Source organism: Gemmatimonadaceae bacterium (genome assembly GCA_035533755.1).
Classification (GTDB): domain Bacteria; phylum Gemmatimonadota; class Gemmatimonadetes; order Gemmatimonadales; family Gemmatimonadaceae; genus JAGWRI01.
On the sequence record DATLTC010000024.1, the window covers coordinates 45,025 to 61,255 of the forward strand.

16 protein-coding genes and 1 pseudogene are annotated in these 16,231 nt (G+C 70.1%); 9 read left to right on the forward strand and 8 right to left on the reverse strand.

The window, feature by feature from the left end; all coding sequences use genetic code 11:
* Positions 1-21 precede the first annotated feature (21 nt).
* From VNE60_04105 to VNE60_04125, 5 genes are read left to right on the forward strand one after another with little or no spacing between them, the layout of a single operon-like run.
* Positions 22-867 carry a DUF1080 domain-containing protein gene (locus VNE60_04105; GenBank protein ID HVB30693.1) on the forward strand — a complete coding sequence of 282 codons (846 nt, stop codon included), beginning with the start codon at positions 22-24 and terminating at the stop codon, positions 865-867.
* Between the two features lie 2 nt (positions 868-869).
* Complete coding sequence (locus tag VNE60_04110; GenBank protein ID HVB30694.1) at positions 870-2,564, forward strand: GMC family oxidoreductase; 1,695 nt, start codon at positions 870-872, stop codon at positions 2,562-2,564.
* On the forward strand, positions 2,561-3,166 hold the full coding sequence (locus VNE60_04115; protein ID HVB30695.1) for a gluconate 2-dehydrogenase subunit 3 family protein: 606 nt from the start codon (positions 2,561-2,563) through the stop codon (positions 3,164-3,166). Before VNE60_04110 ends, VNE60_04115 begins: the two co-directional genes overlap by 4 nt.
* A 2-nt stretch (positions 3,167-3,168) precedes the next feature.
* Complete coding sequence (locus VNE60_04120) at positions 3,169-4,410, forward strand: Gfo/Idh/MocA family oxidoreductase (GenBank protein HVB30696.1); 1,242 nt, start codon at positions 3,169-3,171, stop codon at positions 4,408-4,410.
* Between the two features lie 19 nt (positions 4,411-4,429).
* The gene (locus VNE60_04125) at positions 4,430-5,533 is read left to right on the forward strand and encodes a serine hydrolase domain-containing protein (GenBank protein ID HVB30697.1); all 1,104 of its coding nucleotides are present in this window, start codon (positions 4,430-4,432) and stop codon (positions 5,531-5,533) included.
* On the opposite strand, the gene VNE60_04130 is transcribed toward VNE60_04125, so the two are convergent.
* On the reverse strand, positions 5,530-6,510 hold the full coding sequence (locus VNE60_04130; GenBank protein ID HVB30698.1) for an amidohydrolase family protein: 981 nt from the start codon (positions 6,508-6,510) through the stop codon (positions 5,530-5,532). The two genes, VNE60_04125 and VNE60_04130, sit on opposite strands and share 4 nt — an antisense overlap.
* A gap of 18 nt (positions 6,511-6,528) precedes the next feature.
* Positions 6,529-7,782 (reverse strand): nucleoside permease, encoded by a 1,254-nt coding sequence (locus VNE60_04135; GenBank protein HVB30699.1) that lies wholly within the window; start codon positions 7,780-7,782, stop codon positions 6,529-6,531.
* Positions 7,783-7,940: 158 nt separating this feature from the next.
* Here VNE60_04135 and VNE60_04140 point away from each other — a divergent pair, with 158 nt between their 5' ends.
* Positions 7,941-8,756 carry a copper homeostasis protein CutC gene (locus VNE60_04140; GenBank protein HVB30700.1) on the forward strand — a complete coding sequence of 272 codons (816 nt, stop codon included), beginning with the start codon at positions 7,941-7,943 and terminating at the stop codon, positions 8,754-8,756.
* A 30-nt stretch (positions 8,757-8,786) separates the two neighbouring features.
* On the opposite strand, the gene VNE60_04145 is transcribed toward VNE60_04140, so the two are convergent.
* The 3 genes from VNE60_04145 to VNE60_04155 form a co-directional block, all read right to left on the reverse strand.
* Positions 8,787-9,626, reverse strand: a complete 840-nt coding sequence (locus VNE60_04145) for a sugar phosphate isomerase/epimerase (protein HVB30701.1) — start codon at positions 9,624-9,626, stop codon at positions 8,787-8,789.
* Between the two features lie 5 nt (positions 9,627-9,631).
* The gene (locus tag VNE60_04150; GenBank protein ID HVB30702.1) at positions 9,632-11,233 is read right to left on the reverse strand and encodes a hypothetical protein; all 1,602 of its coding nucleotides are present in this window, start codon (positions 11,231-11,233) and stop codon (positions 9,632-9,634) included.
* A gap of 68 nt (positions 11,234-11,301) precedes the next feature.
* The gene (locus VNE60_04155; protein ID HVB30703.1) at positions 11,302-12,165 is read right to left on the reverse strand and encodes a sensor domain-containing diguanylate cyclase; all 864 of its coding nucleotides are present in this window, start codon (positions 12,163-12,165) and stop codon (positions 11,302-11,304) included.
* Positions 12,166-12,309: 144 nt separating this feature from the next.
* Between VNE60_04155 and VNE60_04160 the strand changes: the two genes are divergently transcribed.
* From VNE60_04160 to VNE60_04170, 3 genes and pseudogenes are all read left to right on the forward strand, one after another.
* Positions 12,310-12,756, forward strand: coding sequence for a polymer-forming cytoskeletal protein (locus VNE60_04160; protein ID HVB30704.1), 447 nt, complete (start codon positions 12,310-12,312; stop codon positions 12,754-12,756).
* Positions 12,757-12,765: 9 nt separating this feature from the next.
* Positions 12,766-13,602, forward strand: a complete 837-nt coding sequence (locus VNE60_04165; GenBank protein ID HVB30705.1) for a M23 family metallopeptidase — start codon at positions 12,766-12,768, stop codon at positions 13,600-13,602.
* 161 nt (positions 13,603-13,763) lie between these two features.
* Positions 13,764-13,910: pseudogene (locus VNE60_04170) on the forward strand (twin-arginine translocase TatA/TatE family subunit).
* A gap of 142 nt (positions 13,911-14,052) precedes the next feature.
* On the opposite strand, the gene VNE60_04175 reads toward VNE60_04170, so the two are convergent.
* The 3 genes from VNE60_04175 to VNE60_04185 form a co-directional block, all read right to left on the reverse strand.
* Positions 14,053-15,270 (reverse strand): DNA polymerase IV, encoded by a 1,218-nt coding sequence (locus VNE60_04175; protein ID HVB30706.1) that lies wholly within the window; start codon positions 15,268-15,270, stop codon positions 14,053-14,055.
* A complete protein-coding gene (locus tag VNE60_04180; GenBank protein HVB30707.1) occupies positions 15,267-15,938 on the reverse strand; it encodes a hypothetical protein in 672 nt (223 codons plus the stop codon). Before VNE60_04180 ends, VNE60_04175 begins: the two co-directional genes overlap by 4 nt.
* The coding region (locus VNE60_04185) for a hypothetical protein (GenBank protein ID HVB30708.1) at positions 15,935-16,231 on the reverse strand (297 nt) is incomplete at its 5' end. The genes VNE60_04185 and VNE60_04180, both read right to left, overlap by 4 nt.

The following is a 16,231-nucleotide window of genomic DNA, read 5'->3' on the forward strand; positions in this document are numbered from 1 at the left end:
ATTACCGGACGCGCACACGCGATGCATATTGCGCCCGTGATCTTCCGTCCGCATCAGGAGAACTCCGTGGGCATGCGCAGTCGCCGCGCCGCAGCCGGGCGCGTTCCGCTTCTCGTGGCCGGCGCGCTCGTCGCGCTGGCACTCGCCACACCGCCCGCCGGCGCGCAGGTGGACACCCGCTGGCCGCAGCATTCCATGGACCGGCCGCAGCCGCCGGTGGTCGATCCCGGCCCGTATGCGGCCGAGCGTGGGCGGCCGGCCGATGCCGTCGTCCTGTTCGACGGGCACGACCTCTCCCAGTGGCGCGATGACAAGGGAGGCCCGGCAAAGTGGACGCTGGGCAAGGGCTACTTCCAGGTGGCGCCGGGCACGGGCACGATGCACACCGCGCAGGCGTTCGGCGACGTGCAGCTGCACATCGAATGGCGCGCGCCCACGCCGGCCCGGGGCGAGGGGCAGGAGCGCGGCAACAGCGGCGTGTTCCTGCAGGGGCTGTACGAGGTGCAGGTGCTCGACTCGTACCACAGCACGACCTATCCCGACGGGCAGGCGGGGTCGATCTACGGCCAGTTTCCGCCGCTCGTGAACCCGGCGCGGCCGCCGGGCCAGTGGAACGCGTACGACATCATCTTCCATCGGCCGCGCTTCGATGCCAGCGGCGCGGTCACCGCGCCGGCGCGGTTCACGGTGTTCATGAACGGCGTCCTGGTGCAGGACAACGTGGTGCTGAGCGGCCCCACGGCCAACAAGGTGCGCCCACCGTACGAGAAGACGCCGGACCGGCTGCCGCTGGGCTTGCAGGACCACGGCGACCTCGTCCGCTATCGCAACATCTGGATTCGGGAACTCCCCGATCAGGAGCGCTAATCATGCAGGTCAAGAAACAACGCGCGCCGTACGACGTGTGCATCGTGGGCTCTGGCGCCGGCGGCGGGATGGCGGCGTACATGCTCACCAAGGCCGGGGCCAAGGTGGTGCTGCTCGAGGCCGGCGCGATGTGGGATCCGGTGAAGGACGGCGCGATGCTCAAGTGGCCGTACGACTCGCCGCGCCGCGGCGCGTCCACCAAGGAGAAGCCGTTCGGCGAGTTCGACGGCTGCATCGGCGGATGGGACATCGACGGCGAGCCGTACACGCGGGCGCCGGGCACCGAGTTCTCCTGGTGGCGGGCGCGGATGCTCGGCGGGCGCACCAACCACTGGGGCCGCATCTCGCTCCGCTTCGGGCCCGACGATTTCAGGCACCGGAGCGTGGACGGCATGGGCGACGACTGGCCCATCTCGTACGACGACGTGAAGCCGTACTACGACGAGGTGGACAAGCTGATCGGCGTGTTCGGCAGCAACGAGGGGCTGCGCAACGCCCCCGACGGCATCTTCATGCCGCCGCCCAGGCCGCGATGCCACGAGCTGCTCGTGAAGCGGGCCGCCGACCAGCTGCACGTGACGTGCATTCCGTCCCGCCTCTCGATCATCACGCAGCCGCTGAACAACCGCGCCCCCTGCCACTACTGCGGCCAGTGCAACCGGGGCTGCATGACGGCGTCGAACTTCTCGTCCACCAACGTGCTCTTCCCGCCGGCGCTGGCCACCGGAAACCTGACCCTGATCACCAACGCCATGGGACGGGAGGTCACGGTGGACGAGCGCGGCCTCGCCACCGGCGTCTCGTACATCGACAAGACCACGGGCCAGGACCGGCACGTGCGGGCGCGCGTCGTCGTGCTCGCCGCCAGCGCGCTCGAGTCGTCGCGGCTGCTGCTCAACAGCAAGTCAACGCGGTTCCCGAACGGCCTGGCCAACTCCAGCGGCACCGTGGGCCGGTACATCACCGACACCACGGGCACCGACGTGGGCGGGTTCATCCCGGCGATGACCGACCAGGTGCGGCACAACTGCGACGGCGTGGGCGGCATGCACGTGTACATGCCCTGGTGGCTGGACAACAAGACGCTCGATTTCCCGCGCGGCTATCACATCGAGGTGTGGGGCGGGATGTCGATGCCGTCGTACGGGTTCATGGGCGGGGTCCAGCGCTATCCGTCGGGCGGCGGCTACGGCAAGGCGCTCAAGGCGGACTATCGCCGCTACTACGGGTCCTCGATCGGCTTCTCGGGGCGCGGCGAGATGATCCCCAACGACGGCACGTATTGCGAGATCGACCCGAACGTCGTGGACCGGTACGGCATTCCCGTGCTCCGCTTCCACTGGAAGTGGACCGATCACGAGTACAACCAGGTGAAGCACATGCAGGAGACCTTCCGGGCGCTGATCGCGCAGATGGGCGGCGTGGTGTCGTCGCCCATGCCCACGCGCGAGCAGGGGTACGGCATCTCGGCGGGCGGCGAGATCATCCACGAAGTGGGCGGGGTGCGCATGGGCAGCGATCCGCGCACGTCGGTGGTCAACGCGCACTGCCAGGCGCACGAGGTGAAGAACCTGTTCGTGGCCGACGGCGGGCCCTTCGTCTCGCAGGCCGACAAGAACCCCACGTGGACGATCCTCGCGCTGTCCATGCGGACCAGCGACTACATCACCGAACTGCGCAAGCAGGGGGCGCTATGAGCGACATGACGCGACGCGAGGCGCTGGGGCTGCTGGCGACATTGCCGCTGGCCGGCGCCATCAACCTCGCCCCACCCGTCCTCGACCGCGCGCTGCGCGCCGCCGAACGGGCCACGGCCGACGCCGGGACGAGCGGGATTCCCTACAAGCCGAAGTTCTTCACGGCGCACGAGTGGCGCACGGTGCGCGTGCTCGTCGACGACGTCATTCCGCGCGACGGGCACTCGGGCGCCGCCACCGACGCCGGCGTGCCCGAGTTCATGGACTTCATCATGCTCGACAAGCCGGACAACCAGACGTGGATGCGCGGCGGGCTGGCCTGGATGGACGCCCAGTGCCAGGACGCGCACGGCGCGGCCTGGGTGGACTGCACGCCCGCGCAACGCGCGGCGCTGCTCGACGCCGTGGCCTGGCCGCACAAGGCCGCCCCCGCGATGAGTCACGGCGTGGCGTTCTTCAACCGCTTCCGCGACCTCACCTCGTCGGGCTTCTGGTCGAGCAAGCTGGGCATCGAGGACATCGGCTACATGGGTAACCGGATGCTGCCGGCGTGGAACGGGTGTCCACCGGCGGCGCTGGCCAAGCTCGGCGTGAGCTACTGACCATGCGCGGCAAACCACTCGGCATCGGCATCGTGGGCAGCGGTTTCAACGCCCGCTTCCACCTCCAGGCGTTCACGGCGGTGCGCGACGCGAACATCGTCGGGGTGTGGAGCCCCAACGCGGCGCGCGCCGCCGACGCGGCCGCCCTGGCGCGCACCCTCGACGTGGGCGACGCCAAGCCCTACCCCTCGATCGCCGCCATGGTGGCCGATCCCGACATCGACGCCATCTGGCTGTGCGGGCCCAACCAGGCCCGCATCGAGAACGTCGAGGAGATCGTCCACACCATCGAGCGCGGACGCGGCACGCTGCGCGGCCTCGCCTGCGAGAAGCCGCTGGCGCGCAACGTCGCCGAAGCCAAGCAGGTGCTGGCCCTCGTCAAGCGCGTGCGACTCAACACCGGCTATCTGGAGAATCAGCTGTTCGCGCCGCAGGTGGAGCACGGCCGCTCGCTCATCTGGGCCCGCGGCGCCGCGCTCACGGGGCGCCCCTATCTCGCCCGCGCCGCCGAGGAGCACAGCGGTCCGCACATGCCCTGGTTCTGGCAGGGACGGCTGCAGGGCGGCGGCGTGCTCAACGACATGATGTGCCACTCGGTGGAAGTGGTGCGGCACCTGCTCACCACGCCCGGCGCGCCGCGCAATTCGCTGCGTCCGGTGCGCGTCACGGGCCACATCGCCAGCCTCAAGTGGTCGCGTCCCGAGTACGCCAAGCGGCTCAGGAAGGCGATGGGCAGGGCCGTGGATTACGCGCGCCATCCCGCGGAGGACTTCGCGAGCGTGGTCGTGGAATTCCGCACCAAAGACGGCCTCACCGTGATCGGCGAAGCCACGACGTCCTGGAGCTTCGTCGGCGCCGGACTGCGGCTGTCCGCCGAGCTCCTCGGCCCCGAGTACTCGATGTCGTGGAACACGCTCGACAGCGGGCTCAAGCTGTTCTTCAGCCGCGAGGTCAAGGGCAAGGTGGGCGAGGATCTCGTGGAGAAGCAGAACGCCGAGATGGGGCTCATGCCGGTGGTGGCCAACGAGGCGGCCACGTACGGCTACGAGGCCGAGGACCGCCACATGGTGCAATGCTTCCGACGGGGGACGAAGCCGTCGCTCACCTTCACCGACGGCGTGGAGACGGTGAAGTTGCTGATGACGGCGTACCAGAGCGCCGAACAGGGGCGCACCCTGCCCTTCCCGGCGCGCGGCCTCGACACGTTCGTGCCCAAGGTGGCCAGAGGAACTTGGAAGCCGTAGCGCGCCGAGTGCCCGCGGAATGATGGGATCGGACCTCGGCGCGATCGTCGATCGCGCCGCGACGACGATTCGACACGCGCGTCCCGGAGTCGGTGGAATCGTCGCCGCGATCTCCGGCGCGGACGTGTGCCTGCGCCCGTTCGGCACCCTCGGCACCTTCGATCGCCGGGCCGTGTGCGAGACCACCGTGTTCGAGATCGGCTCGGTGACCAAGCTGTTCACCGCCGCGCTCCTTGCCGCAACCGTTCTCGACGGGCGCGCAGCGTTGAACGAGCCGGTCGCCGAGTTGCTCCCCGAACTGCGCGGCCTGGCGGACGACATCACGCTCGTGAGATTGGCCACGCACACGGCCGGGTTGCCACGCCTGCCGCGAAACCTGATCGGGCGGTCGTGGATCCGGCACCCGTTGAACCCCTACGCGGGATACACGGAGCGCGCGCTCGTCGATGCGCTCCGCCGGCATCGCCCGGCGCGCCGCCTCCCGCCCATCCACCGGACCCCCGTGCGCTATTCGAATCTCGGCGCCGGGCTGCTCGGGGCCGCCCTCGCCCGGCGGCTGAACCTCTCGTACGAGGCGGCCGTGGTCGCGTACGTCTGCGCGCCGCTCGGCATGAACGACACGCGCATCGCGCTCACCCGGGATCAGGGCGAGCGGTTCGCCGCGCCGCACGGGGTGTTCGGGCTGCCCGCGGCGCGCTGGGAATTCGGCGCCCTCCAAGGCGCCGGCGCCTTGCGGTCAACGCCCGCCGATCTGATTCGCTTCGCGCGGGCCAGCGCCGGCGCCGCGCCGGAACCGCTGCGGAGCGCGCTGCTCGACGCGCAGCACCTCCGGGTGGAGACCCGCGACGCGGACGGCCGCCTGTCGGCGGGCCTCGGCCTCGCGTGGCACGCCTTCGAGACCGTCGGCGCCAGACGGCTCGTGCTCTGGCACAACGGGTCCACAGGTGGCTATCGGAGCTTCCTGGCCCTCGTGCCCGCGTTGCGACTGGGCGTCGTCGCGCTCGCCAACCGCGCACCGGGCCTGGAGGATCGCCTCCGCCCGGCAACGGCCCTGGACCGGATCGCGCTGACCGCCCTCCGCGATCTGCTCCGGCTCGACGCGAGCGATTCGCGGCCCGCCTAGCCCAACCGGAGCAGCACCGCCGCGTTGCCGCCCATGATCGCGGCGCGCTCGGCGTCGGACACGGGCAACGCCCGCAGGCTCTCGAGCATCTTCGGGATGCTGCCGATCTGGTGCGGGTAATCGCTGCCGGCTAGCAGGTGCGCGGGCCCGGCGAACGCCAGCGCGAGCTTCATGGCGTCGGGATCGAAGTTCACCGTGTCGTAGTAGAACCGGCGCAGGTACTCGCTGGGCGGCCGGTCGATGTGGGCCCGGCAATCGGGGAACGCGTGGAACCCGCGGTCCAACCGCTCGGCCAGATAGGGAATGGCACCCCCCATGTGCGTGAGCACCCAGCGGATGTTCGGGAACCGCTCCACCACGCCGCTGAATACGAGCTTCGCGGCCGCCAGCGTGGTATCGAACGGGAACCCGACGAGCGGCATCAGCCAGTAGTCCGTCATCGCTTCCACGCCCACCGGATCGGTGGGGTGGATGTAGAGCACGGCGTTGAGCCGGTTGGCCTCTTCGTACAGGGGCCAGAACCGCTCGTCGGCCAGGGCCACGCCGTTCACGTTGCTGAACAGCATCGCGCCCGGCAAGTGCAGTTGGGTCATCGCCCGGCGCAACTCGGCCACCGACGCCGAGGGATCGTTGAGCGGCAGCGTGGCCAGCGCCGTGAAGTGCGCGCCGCGCTCCTGGATGACGCGCGCGAAGGCGTCGTTCACCAGGCGCGCGAACTTCACGGCCGTGGCCGGCGTCTCCACGTGCGTGCCCGGCGTGGTGAGCGTGATCACCTGCTTGCTCACCCCCGCCGCGTCGAGCACGTCCTGGCGATAGGCGATGTCGCGGTGCCCGCGCACCGCCACGTTGAAGTCGCCGGGATAGTGGATGCAGGGGTTCCCGTCGGCGTCGTCGGTCACGCGCACGGCACTGTCGCCGGTGCGCAGGGCGTCGAGGTATTCGGGCGGGTAGAAGTGATTGTGGAAGTCGATGATCATGACGGTGCCAGGCGGCGGTCAGGCCGCGGCCGTGGGTGGCGGCGCCACGCGCGGCCGGAAGAGGACGGCGAACACGATGCCGATGGCGAGGGCGCCCACCGACGGCACGAGCCAGATGCGGTGCCAGTCGTGCACCACCGCCGTGCACTGCTGCGCGGCGGCGGCCGCGGCCGTGCAGGCCGGATTCACGGTGGCGTAGCGATTGGTCACCGCGCCCGAGACGAAGGCGCCGATGAAGTACCCCACGCCGTTGGTCACGAAGTTGATGAAGCCCTGCGCGGCGGCGCGGATCTTCGGCCCCGCCTTCTCGTCGGTGTAGATCTGGCCGGCCACGAAGAAGAAATCGTAGCACACGCCGTGGATCACGATGCCCAGATAGATCAGCCACATCCCCGAGCCCGCGTTGCCGTTGGCGAACGCGAAGTAGCGCAGCGCCCAGGCGAGCATGCCGCCCACCATGATCGCCTTGATGCCGAACCGGCGCAGCACGAACGGGAGCATGAGCAGGAACGGCACCTCGAAGAACTGGCCGAACGTCTGGATGAACGCCGGCTCGGGCGCGCGGATCTCGTTGAGGAAGGGATTGGCGAACGTGTAGTAGAACTGCAGCGGAATGCAGAGCAGGAACGAGCCGAGCACGAAGATCAGGAAGTCGCGGTCCCTGAGCAGCTCCAGCGCGTCGAGCCCGAGCGCATCGCGCGCGCTGAACGGCGCGCCGGCGGCCCGCGGCGGCGTGTGCGGCAGCGTCAGCGAGAACAGGCCCATCACCACCGATGCCCCCGCCGCCACGCGCATCGGCAGGGCCAGCGCGTCGGCGTGCAACCACTTGCCGATCACGATGCCGGCGGCGATCCACCCCACCGTGCCCAGCACGCGGATGTACGGAAAGTCGCGCGCCGGATCCTGCACGTGGTGGAACGAGATCGAGTTGGTGAGCGAGAGCGTCGGCATGAAGCACAACGCGTAGACGATCAGCAGCGGATAGAAATGGCCGAACGTGGTCTGGGTCGAGACCTCCCACATGACCACGGCACCCACTAGGTGCAGAACGGCCAACAGCTTCTCGGTGGCGAAGAACCGGTCGGCCACCATTCCCACGAAGAACGGGGACACGATGGCCGCGATGGCCGTGGCCCCGTAGGCCAGCCCGATTTGCGAATCGGTGAACTTGAGCGTCGTACCGAGGTAGGTCCCCATGGTGACGAACCAGGCTCCCCAGATGAAATACTGGAGGAACATCATCACCGAGAGCTTCGTGCGGGCGGTGTTCACGGGATTTGCTTCCTCCGGACGGGGCGGGGCGCGGGTGGCCCCATGCTCGGGGCCGCATGCACGACGTCGGACTGGCGGGCCGGGCTAAATTAAGGCGCGGTTGGAGTTTCGCTACCCATACCTTGCGTTAACGCGATCAAAGAGGAAGTCTTAGGTCCGTGTCCGTCACCCCCATCTCGAACCCGACCATAGCCTCCGGCGTGCTGGTGGAAGCCTGCGTGGACTCGGTGGAGTCCGCCCTCGCGGCGGAAGCCGGGGGCGCGTCGCGCATCGAGCTCAGCGAGAACCTGTACGAAGGCGGCACCACCCCGAGCGCCGGGCTCATCGCCCTCGCCCGCGAACGCGTGCGGATTCCGATCCACGTGCTCATTCGCCCGCGCGGCGGCGATTTCCTCTATGACGAGGACGAGGTGCGGGTGATGCTGGGCGACATCGCGCTCGCCAAGGAGATCGGCGTCGACGGGATCGTGCTCGGCGCGCTCTTCCCCGACGGATCGGTGGACGATCGATGCACGCGCCTGCTCGTCGAGGCCTCGCGCCCGCTGTCCACCACGTTCCACCGCGCCTTCGACCTCGTGCGCGACCCGTTCGAGGCGCTCGACACCCTCGTCGCGCTGGGCGTGGACCGCGTGCTCACCTCCGGCGGCGCCCCCACGGCGGCCGAAGGGCTGGAGACGCTGGCCGCCCTCGCCTGGCGCTCCGAGGGCCGGGGCACGATCACCGCCGCCGGCGGGATCAGCGACCACAACGTGGCCCGCATCGTGACCGAGGCCGGCGTGTCCGAGGTGCACGTGCGCGCCAGCCGGCGCCGCGACAGCCTGATGCGCTTCCGCCGCGAGAGCGTCACGCTGGGCAAGCCGTACGTGCCCGACGAGTACGCGCGCGTCGTGACCACGGCCGACCTCGTCCGGCAGGTGGTGTCGGCCTGCGCCGAAGCGAGCGCGCCGCCCACCACCGAGACCGCCGCCGACTGACGCGCCGGGCGCGCGCCACGCCGCCCCGAGTCAGAAGGTCAGCCGGTCCAGATACGCGAAGCTCGCCCGCGCCGACGCCATGGGTTGCGGCGCGTCGTCGCGCTCCACGAAGCAGTGCGTGAGCCCGGCGCGCTCGAACGCGCCGAGGATCTTCGGGAAGTCGATCCGACCCGCGCCCACGTCCGCCATCTTGCCGTCGGCGGTGCGGTCCTTGGCGTGCACCATCGGGAACCGGCTCGGATCCCGCGCCAGATACGCGAGCGGATCCTGTCCGCCGTTCACCATCCAGTAGATGTCGATCTCCATCTTCACCAGCGAACGGTCGCACTCGGCCAGCAGCAGGTCGTAGGGCAACCGGCCGTCCACGGGCGTGAACTCGAAATCGTGGTTGTGGTACGCGAACTGGAGACCGGCCTGCTTGGCCGCCGCGCCCGCGGCGTTGAACCGCGCCGCCACGCGCTTGAGGCCGTCGGTCGTGCGGTCCTTCTCGTCGATCCACGGGCACACGATGTACGACTGGCCGAGCACCAGCGCGTCGTCGAGGTCGCGCTTCCACTCGTCCATCGCCGCCGGCACGGCCACGTGCGACGACGGAGCTACGAGCCCATGGCGGCCGAGCATCGCGCGCACGTCCCTGGGCGACCGGCCGAAGAGGCCGGCGAACTCCACTTCGCGATAGCCGATCGCCGCCACGGCGGCGAGGGTGCCCTCGACGTCCGCGGCCATCGCGGTGCGCACCGTGTAGAGCTGGAGCCCGATCGCGCGCAGCCTGTCCGCGCGCCCGCGCCACTCCGCCGCCGCCAACCCCGGCAGCAGCGCGCCGCCGGCCACCGCGCCCAGCGCGGTGCGAATGAAATCCCGCCGTTCCATGCGATCTACCCCTTGTTGCCGGTGAGCCATCCCTGGCGAATTCTGAGCTGCTCCGGCGTCGGATCGGGCACGAGCTCGATCGTCCACCGCGCGCCGGCGCGATCCAGCCTGAGCCCGGCGCCGGCCAGCACGCTGTCGAAATCGACGTCGTCGGTGCCGCCCACGTGCCGGTCGAACCAGTCGTGCATGTTCACGCCGGCGGCCTCGCTCACGGCGCGCTCCACGTCGTCCTCGGTGTACCCGCGTCCCTGCAGGTAGTACGACGCGTTGGGCTGGTCCCAGGAACGCTTGCGCAGGTTGTCGAACGCGTCGCCGAGCGTGCGCCGATCGTGGGTCCGCTCGCGGATGAACAGGTCCAGGTAGAGCGCGCGGCCCGCGCCCTGGGTGTAGTACGTGAGGAACACCTGCTGGCGATTGTTCGGCTGCGTGGTGGCCGCGCCGTCCCAGAACGGCGCCTCGAACGACGCCATGCGCGGCGACACTTCCTTGCGGCCGGGCGCCGTGAGGTTCTGCTGGATGATGCCCGCCGCCGCGTCGAGCATCTCCGCCTGATCGGTGATGCCGGCGCGGTGCAGCGCCATCTGCCCGTAGTACTGCGTCCACCCCTCGGCCACCCAGAGGCTCGGTTCGTAGCGCTCGCGCGTGTAGTCGAACGGCCCGAGCAGCATCGGCCGCACCCGCTTCACGTTCCACACGTGGAAATACTCGTGCGCCGCCGTGCCCACGCCGGACAGCACCGTGGCCGTGTCCACCCAGGGACGGCGGTCGGCGATCTGCGTGGAGAAGAGATGCTCCATGCCGTCGCCGCCCGGGAAGCCAATGTGGAACAGGAACGTGTACATGCGGATGGGCGGCGGGCCGAACACCGAGTTCTCATAGGTCACGATCTTCTTCACGTCGCCCACGAACCGCGCCCGCTCGTCGGGCGTGGTGGGGCCGTTGTGATGGACCATCGTGCGGTACAGCACGCCGTCCACCCGGAAGCTGTCCACCATGAACGTGGGCGACACCTCGGTGGGCGTGTCGACCAGCCGGTCGTAGTTCTCGAACCGGTAGTCCACCTGATCGTTCACCGCCGCGTCGCCGTTGATGATGTGCCAGCCGGCGGGCAGCACCACGTGCAGCGACACGGGGTCGGGCTTGTGGTGCTCCACGTACATGAACAGCGACGGGCCGTTCCAGGTGGCGTGGATGGTGTCGAGCACGCTGAACGTGCCCGACATGGGCGCGTCGGCGTACGAGCGGTAGCGCACGCGCACGGCGGACAGCCCCTTCACGGACAGGCGCCAGCGCGAGCCATCGGTGCGTTCCCACCGCACGGGCTGCCCCGACGGCGTCGTGACGGTGAAGTCCTGCACGTTCTTGGCAAAGAACATCGGCGCGTACCGGCCGGGCGACCACACGGGCATCTGCAGCGCGAGCGTGTCGGCGGCCAGCCCGCCAACGTCGATCTGGATGTCGAACAAATGCGACGCCGGAACGGGCATCGCGATCCGGTAGGCGATGGAATAGGCGCCGGGCCGCTGCGCCGCGGCGCGGGACGCGACGGCGGCAACCAGCAGGGCGGCGAGCGCGGCCAAGCCGCGCGCGGGACGGAACAGTGACACGAGACGATCTCCGATCGGGGTAGGGCCGACCAAGCATGTCGCGGCGCCCGCCCCGGGTCAATCGCCGCCTACAGGTGCTGCCGGCCCCGCGGATCGGATCGCCGCTCCACCACGCGCACCGCCAGCAGCCGGTGATCGGCGCGGTCGATCATGCGCGTGAGCGATTCATTGGGCCGGCGCGCCGCCCAGCCCAGCGAGAACGGCACCGGCGCCGACCGCTCTCCCGACTGCCGCAGCCGCTCCACCACGCCGTCGGCCTGGCTCTCGTCGGCGTCCACCAGAATGACCACGAATTCATCGCCGCCCACGCGCACCACGGCCTCCTCGGCCCGCACGTGCCGCATGAGGAACCGCGCCATGCGCACCAGGATCCGGTCCCCCGCCTGATGGCCGAACTCGTCGTTGTACTGCTTGAAATGGTCGATGTCCACGAAGATGCAGCCCCACCGTCCCGCGGGATCGCGCTTGAACTGGTCGTCCAGTTGGTCGAGGTACCGGCGGTTGAGCGCCCCGGTGAGGGCGTCGTGCGTGCTCATCTCCACCAGCTCGGCTTCGAGTTGCTTGCGCGCCGTGATGTCGATGAGCACGCCGTGGTAGTACATCTGCCCCGATTCCGGATCCCGCACCACGTAGCTCGTGTCGAGCACGGTGCGCACCTGGCCGTCGGGCCGGCGGAGGTCGAACTCGAAGTTCCTTACCATGCCGTCGCGGGCCAACATCTCGCGCTGCATCTCGCGCCGCCTCGGGTCCACCAGAAGGTCGGCCGCGCGATACGGCGCCAATTCGTCCAGCGATTGGACGCCGAGCATCGACAGGAAGGCCGGATTCGCGTCCAGGATCTGCCCGTCCATGGACGTGATGTAGAGCCCTTCGCCAAGGTTGCGGGCGAACTGGAGCAGGGCCTCCGGATCGGACAGCGAGCTGTACCGCATGCCAAGGAACTTCCCTACGGCATGGTTGGGGCGCTACTTCGGAATTTGTTCGGTTGGCAGCGGTGGCCGGCGTCACCGACTTCGTGCTGGCGAATCCCCCATCCTGGCGCGAAGTTGGGTCCTCCACCCGCACCCTCCAACCCCATGAGCCTCTTTCAGAAGCGCCACGGGCCGACCAGCGAACCGGCGGCCACCGGCTACTCGATCTTCGACGCCCAGATGCGAGTCCGGGGCGACGTGGAGACCGACGGCACGCTGCGCGTGGACGGCCGCCTCGAGGGGAACATCCGGGGCGCCGACGTGGTGGTGGTGGCCACCGGAGCGTCGATCGTGGGCGATGTGTCGGCGCGCGAGGTGATCATCGGCGGGACGGTCACGGGCAACGTGACCGCCGTCCAGCGCGTGGAATTGCAGGCGAGCGGCGCCGTGGCCGGCGATGTCGAGGCCGCGGCGATCATGATCCAGGAGGGAGGCCGCGTGGAGGGACGGATGTCCATCCATCCCGTGGCGGCCAACGGACGCCAGGGAGCCAGCGCGTCGCCGGCTCCCGCCCCGCACCTCCGGACCGCCTACAACGGCGACGCCGGCTGACCCGTTCCCGTGGCCACCCACTCCACCCCCGACAGCCGCGGCCGCGGCTGGACGATCATCCTCGTCCCTCCCCATCCCACGGGGAAGACGCGGAGCGTGCGCGTGCACATGCGGCAGGTGCGCACGCTGGTGGCCACCGCGATGCTGGCGTTCGTGGGCTACGCCGGGTGGTCCATGATCGAGGCCCTGCAGGTGAACGCCACCGCGGAGCAGTTGGCCCAGGTGCAGCGGCTGGCCGTCACGCTGAGCGACAGCCTGCAGGCGTCGCAGTCGCGCGCCGACTCGGCGTTGCGGCTGGCGGCCGTGACGGCCAACGTGGCCCACGGCCCCAAGCTGGTGACGCGCCTGGTGAACCGCGTCGGGCGCGCCAACACGGCGTCGGTGGGCGAACCGGCGGCGGGCGTGATCCTGCCGGTGATCGGACGGATCACGAGCAAGTTCGCGGAGTCACGCTGGCATCCGATTCTCAATCTGTTCCGCCCGCACGAGGGGGTGGACATCTCGGCGCCACGGGGCACGAACATCACGGCGCCTGCCGACGGGCGGGTGACGTTCGTGGGGCACCGGCTGGGCGATGGGCTCCTGGTGGAACTCGACCACGGCGGCGGCGTGATCACCCTGTACGCCCACTGCCAGCGGGTGCTGGTGGGGGAAGGCGAGTACGTGGCCGCCGGCGCGGTGATCGCCACGGTGGGTTCCAGCGGGCTGGCCACCGGCCCCCACGTACACTTCGAGGTGATGGTCAACGGCCGGCACGTGGATCCGCTCAAGTACCTGCTGGAGCCGCGTGACTCGACCCCCGCCTTTGCCGCCGGCGACCACCCGGACGAGCAGCAACCGCGCTAACCGGCTGTTTAGCTGAAGAATCCGCTAAGTCCGCCCACGGCGCACCGTGCACGCCGTTCGCTGGTCTGATATGTTACAGCACGCGGCGAGCACTGAGCGTCCCGGCGAAGCGATGCCGGGCCTGCGTCGCCCCATTCGCGCGCACGCGCGGCGGAGGAGAGATGTTCGAAGGTTTTGGGCCAGAAAAACTGATCATGGTTCTGCTGATCGTGCTCGTGCTGTTCGGCGGCAAGCGCATTCCCGAGATCGGCGCGTCGCTGGGCAAGGGCATTCGCGAGTTCAAGCGCGGAATCAAGGAAGTGGGCGACTCGGTCAACGCCGACGAGGTGTCGCCGATCCACCCCGCAGCGTCGCTGCCGGCAGGCTCGGCGCCGGCTACTTCGGTGGTGTACGACGACAACCGCGGCGCCCCCAAGCGCCTGCTCGACAGCTGACCCGCAGCGCCCGGCGCTAACGACCGCCGGGTACGATGCCATCGGGACCGAACCGGGCGCGCACCTGATCCACGGCGCGCGCCACGGCGCGGTCCCGATCCGTCTCCATGGCCGGTTCCCGCTGCAGGTCGAACAGGGTGAGCTGATCGCTGGCGTCGTCCTCGGCCAGCGACGACAGCGCCACCCCCAGCAGCCGCGCCGGCACCCGCCGCGCCGAGCTTAGCCGCGACAGCAGCGGCCGGGCCAACGCCAGGATCACGCGGTCGCTCATGACGCCCAGCTCCACCGTGCGGCTGGCCGAGCGCGTGCGGAAATCGTGGTCCCGGATCTTCACCGTGATCGTGCGCGCGAGCAGTCCCTCGGCGCGCAGATCGGCGGCGGCGCGAGTGACGAGCGCCAGCAACTCGCGACCCAGGGCCGTCTCGTCGGTGAGGTCGCCCGGGAAGGTCTCGTCGCGACTGATGCTCTTGGCGCCGAGCCGCGGCGCCACGTCGCGCTGGTCGATGCCCCGCACACGGTCGAACAGCCACTGCCCTTCACGATCGCCCAGCCAGCCGGCCAGCGTCTGCACGTCGTACGGCAGCACGTCGGGCACGGTGCGCATGCCGAACCTGGCCAGCCGCTCCTGGAATCGCGGGCCGATCATCGGGATCTCGGCCAGCGCCACGTGGCGGAGGAAGTCTGCTTCGCCGCCGGGCGCCACGACGTGGACGCCGGTGGCTTGGTTGTGCGGCTTGGGCTTGGCGTGCTCCACCGCCAGCTTGGCCACGAGCTTGGACGTGCCGCCGCCGAACGACACGCCGAGCCCGGTCTCGCGGAGGATCGTGTCGCGCATGCGCTGCGCCGTCGTGGCCAACGGCTCGTGGCGGTACAGCCCCTCGGTGCCGGCGAGGTCCAGATACCACTCGTCGATGCTCGCCGCTTCGACCACGGGCGCGAAGCGGTCGAGCACCTGGCGGATCTCTCGGCTCTTCTCGGCGCACGCCGCGCGCGGCACCGGCACGCACACGGCGTCGGGGCACAGACGGAGCGCGCGGGCGATCGGCATGGCCGACCGCACGCCGAACGCGCGCGTCTCGTACGACGCCGAGCACACCACGCCGCGGCTGGCGCGGGTGCCGCCCACGATGAGCAGCGGTTCCCTGCCCGCGCCCTCCGGATCGACCATGCGCGCCACGGCGACGAAGAACGCGTCGGCGTCGGCCAGGAGGATCCGGCGCGGCGGCGCGTTCACCCCACGTACACGTAGCTGAGGCCGCGCTCCTGGGCGCGGTTCACGGCGATCACGCCGGCCACCACTTCCACGGCGCCCGGCACCAGATTGGCCCGGAAATCGGCCAGCACCGTGGCGGCGTCGGCCCCTGCCCTGCGCGCCGCTTCCCCGGAGAAGAACCCCATCGCCATGCCGCACACGGTGAACACGGCGCCGCGGGAATGGAGCGCGGCCAGGCTGGCGCTGTTCTTGCGCGTGTCATCGGCCGAACCGGACGACGTGTTGCGCACCGCCGGCGCCTTGGTGTTCGGATCGTCGTAGCCCACGACCGCGCCCAGCGCGTACTTGTTCCACATGGCGTCGTTGAGCCCCATGGCGAATGCTCGGTGCCGGAATGAGACCACCACGTTGACGTCGGCGTCGGCCAGTCCGTAGCCGTCGTTGTTGGCGTTGAGAAAGTTGCGGGCGAACGCGGCGCCGTCTCCCGCCTTCTCCGGCGAGAGGACGTCGTAGATCTGGCGGTGCTTGCCCTTGAGCGCATCGAGCCAGGCGTCGGGGTCGGCGGACGGCGCGCGGAGGAGTCGCTCGGCCCGAGCCACCGAGGGCAGCGCGGCGCTGGTGAGCAGGGCGGCGGCGGCGCCCAGGCGCCCCAGGAAGCCGCGGCGCGGGATGTTGGTGGATGGCGTCATCGCTTGTCCTCGCGTGGTGGGAGAGTATCGGCAACGGCCACGGCGGTCACGTGCCGCGCGTTGCCCTGGCGTTCGATGCGCACGGCGTGCGCCGTGACCGTGGCTTGCGCGCTGTCGGCGCGATCGAGCGGCGTGATGCGCAGCTCGACCCCCGAATCGGCGGCGGTGATCACGGCCGAGCCGTTGCCGGTGTTGACCACGAGATCGGCCGGGGCCGCCAGCACGAGCGAGCTGTCGGGCCGCATCCCCACGATCATCGAACGGATGCCGAGCTGCAGCGAACCCTTGATGGC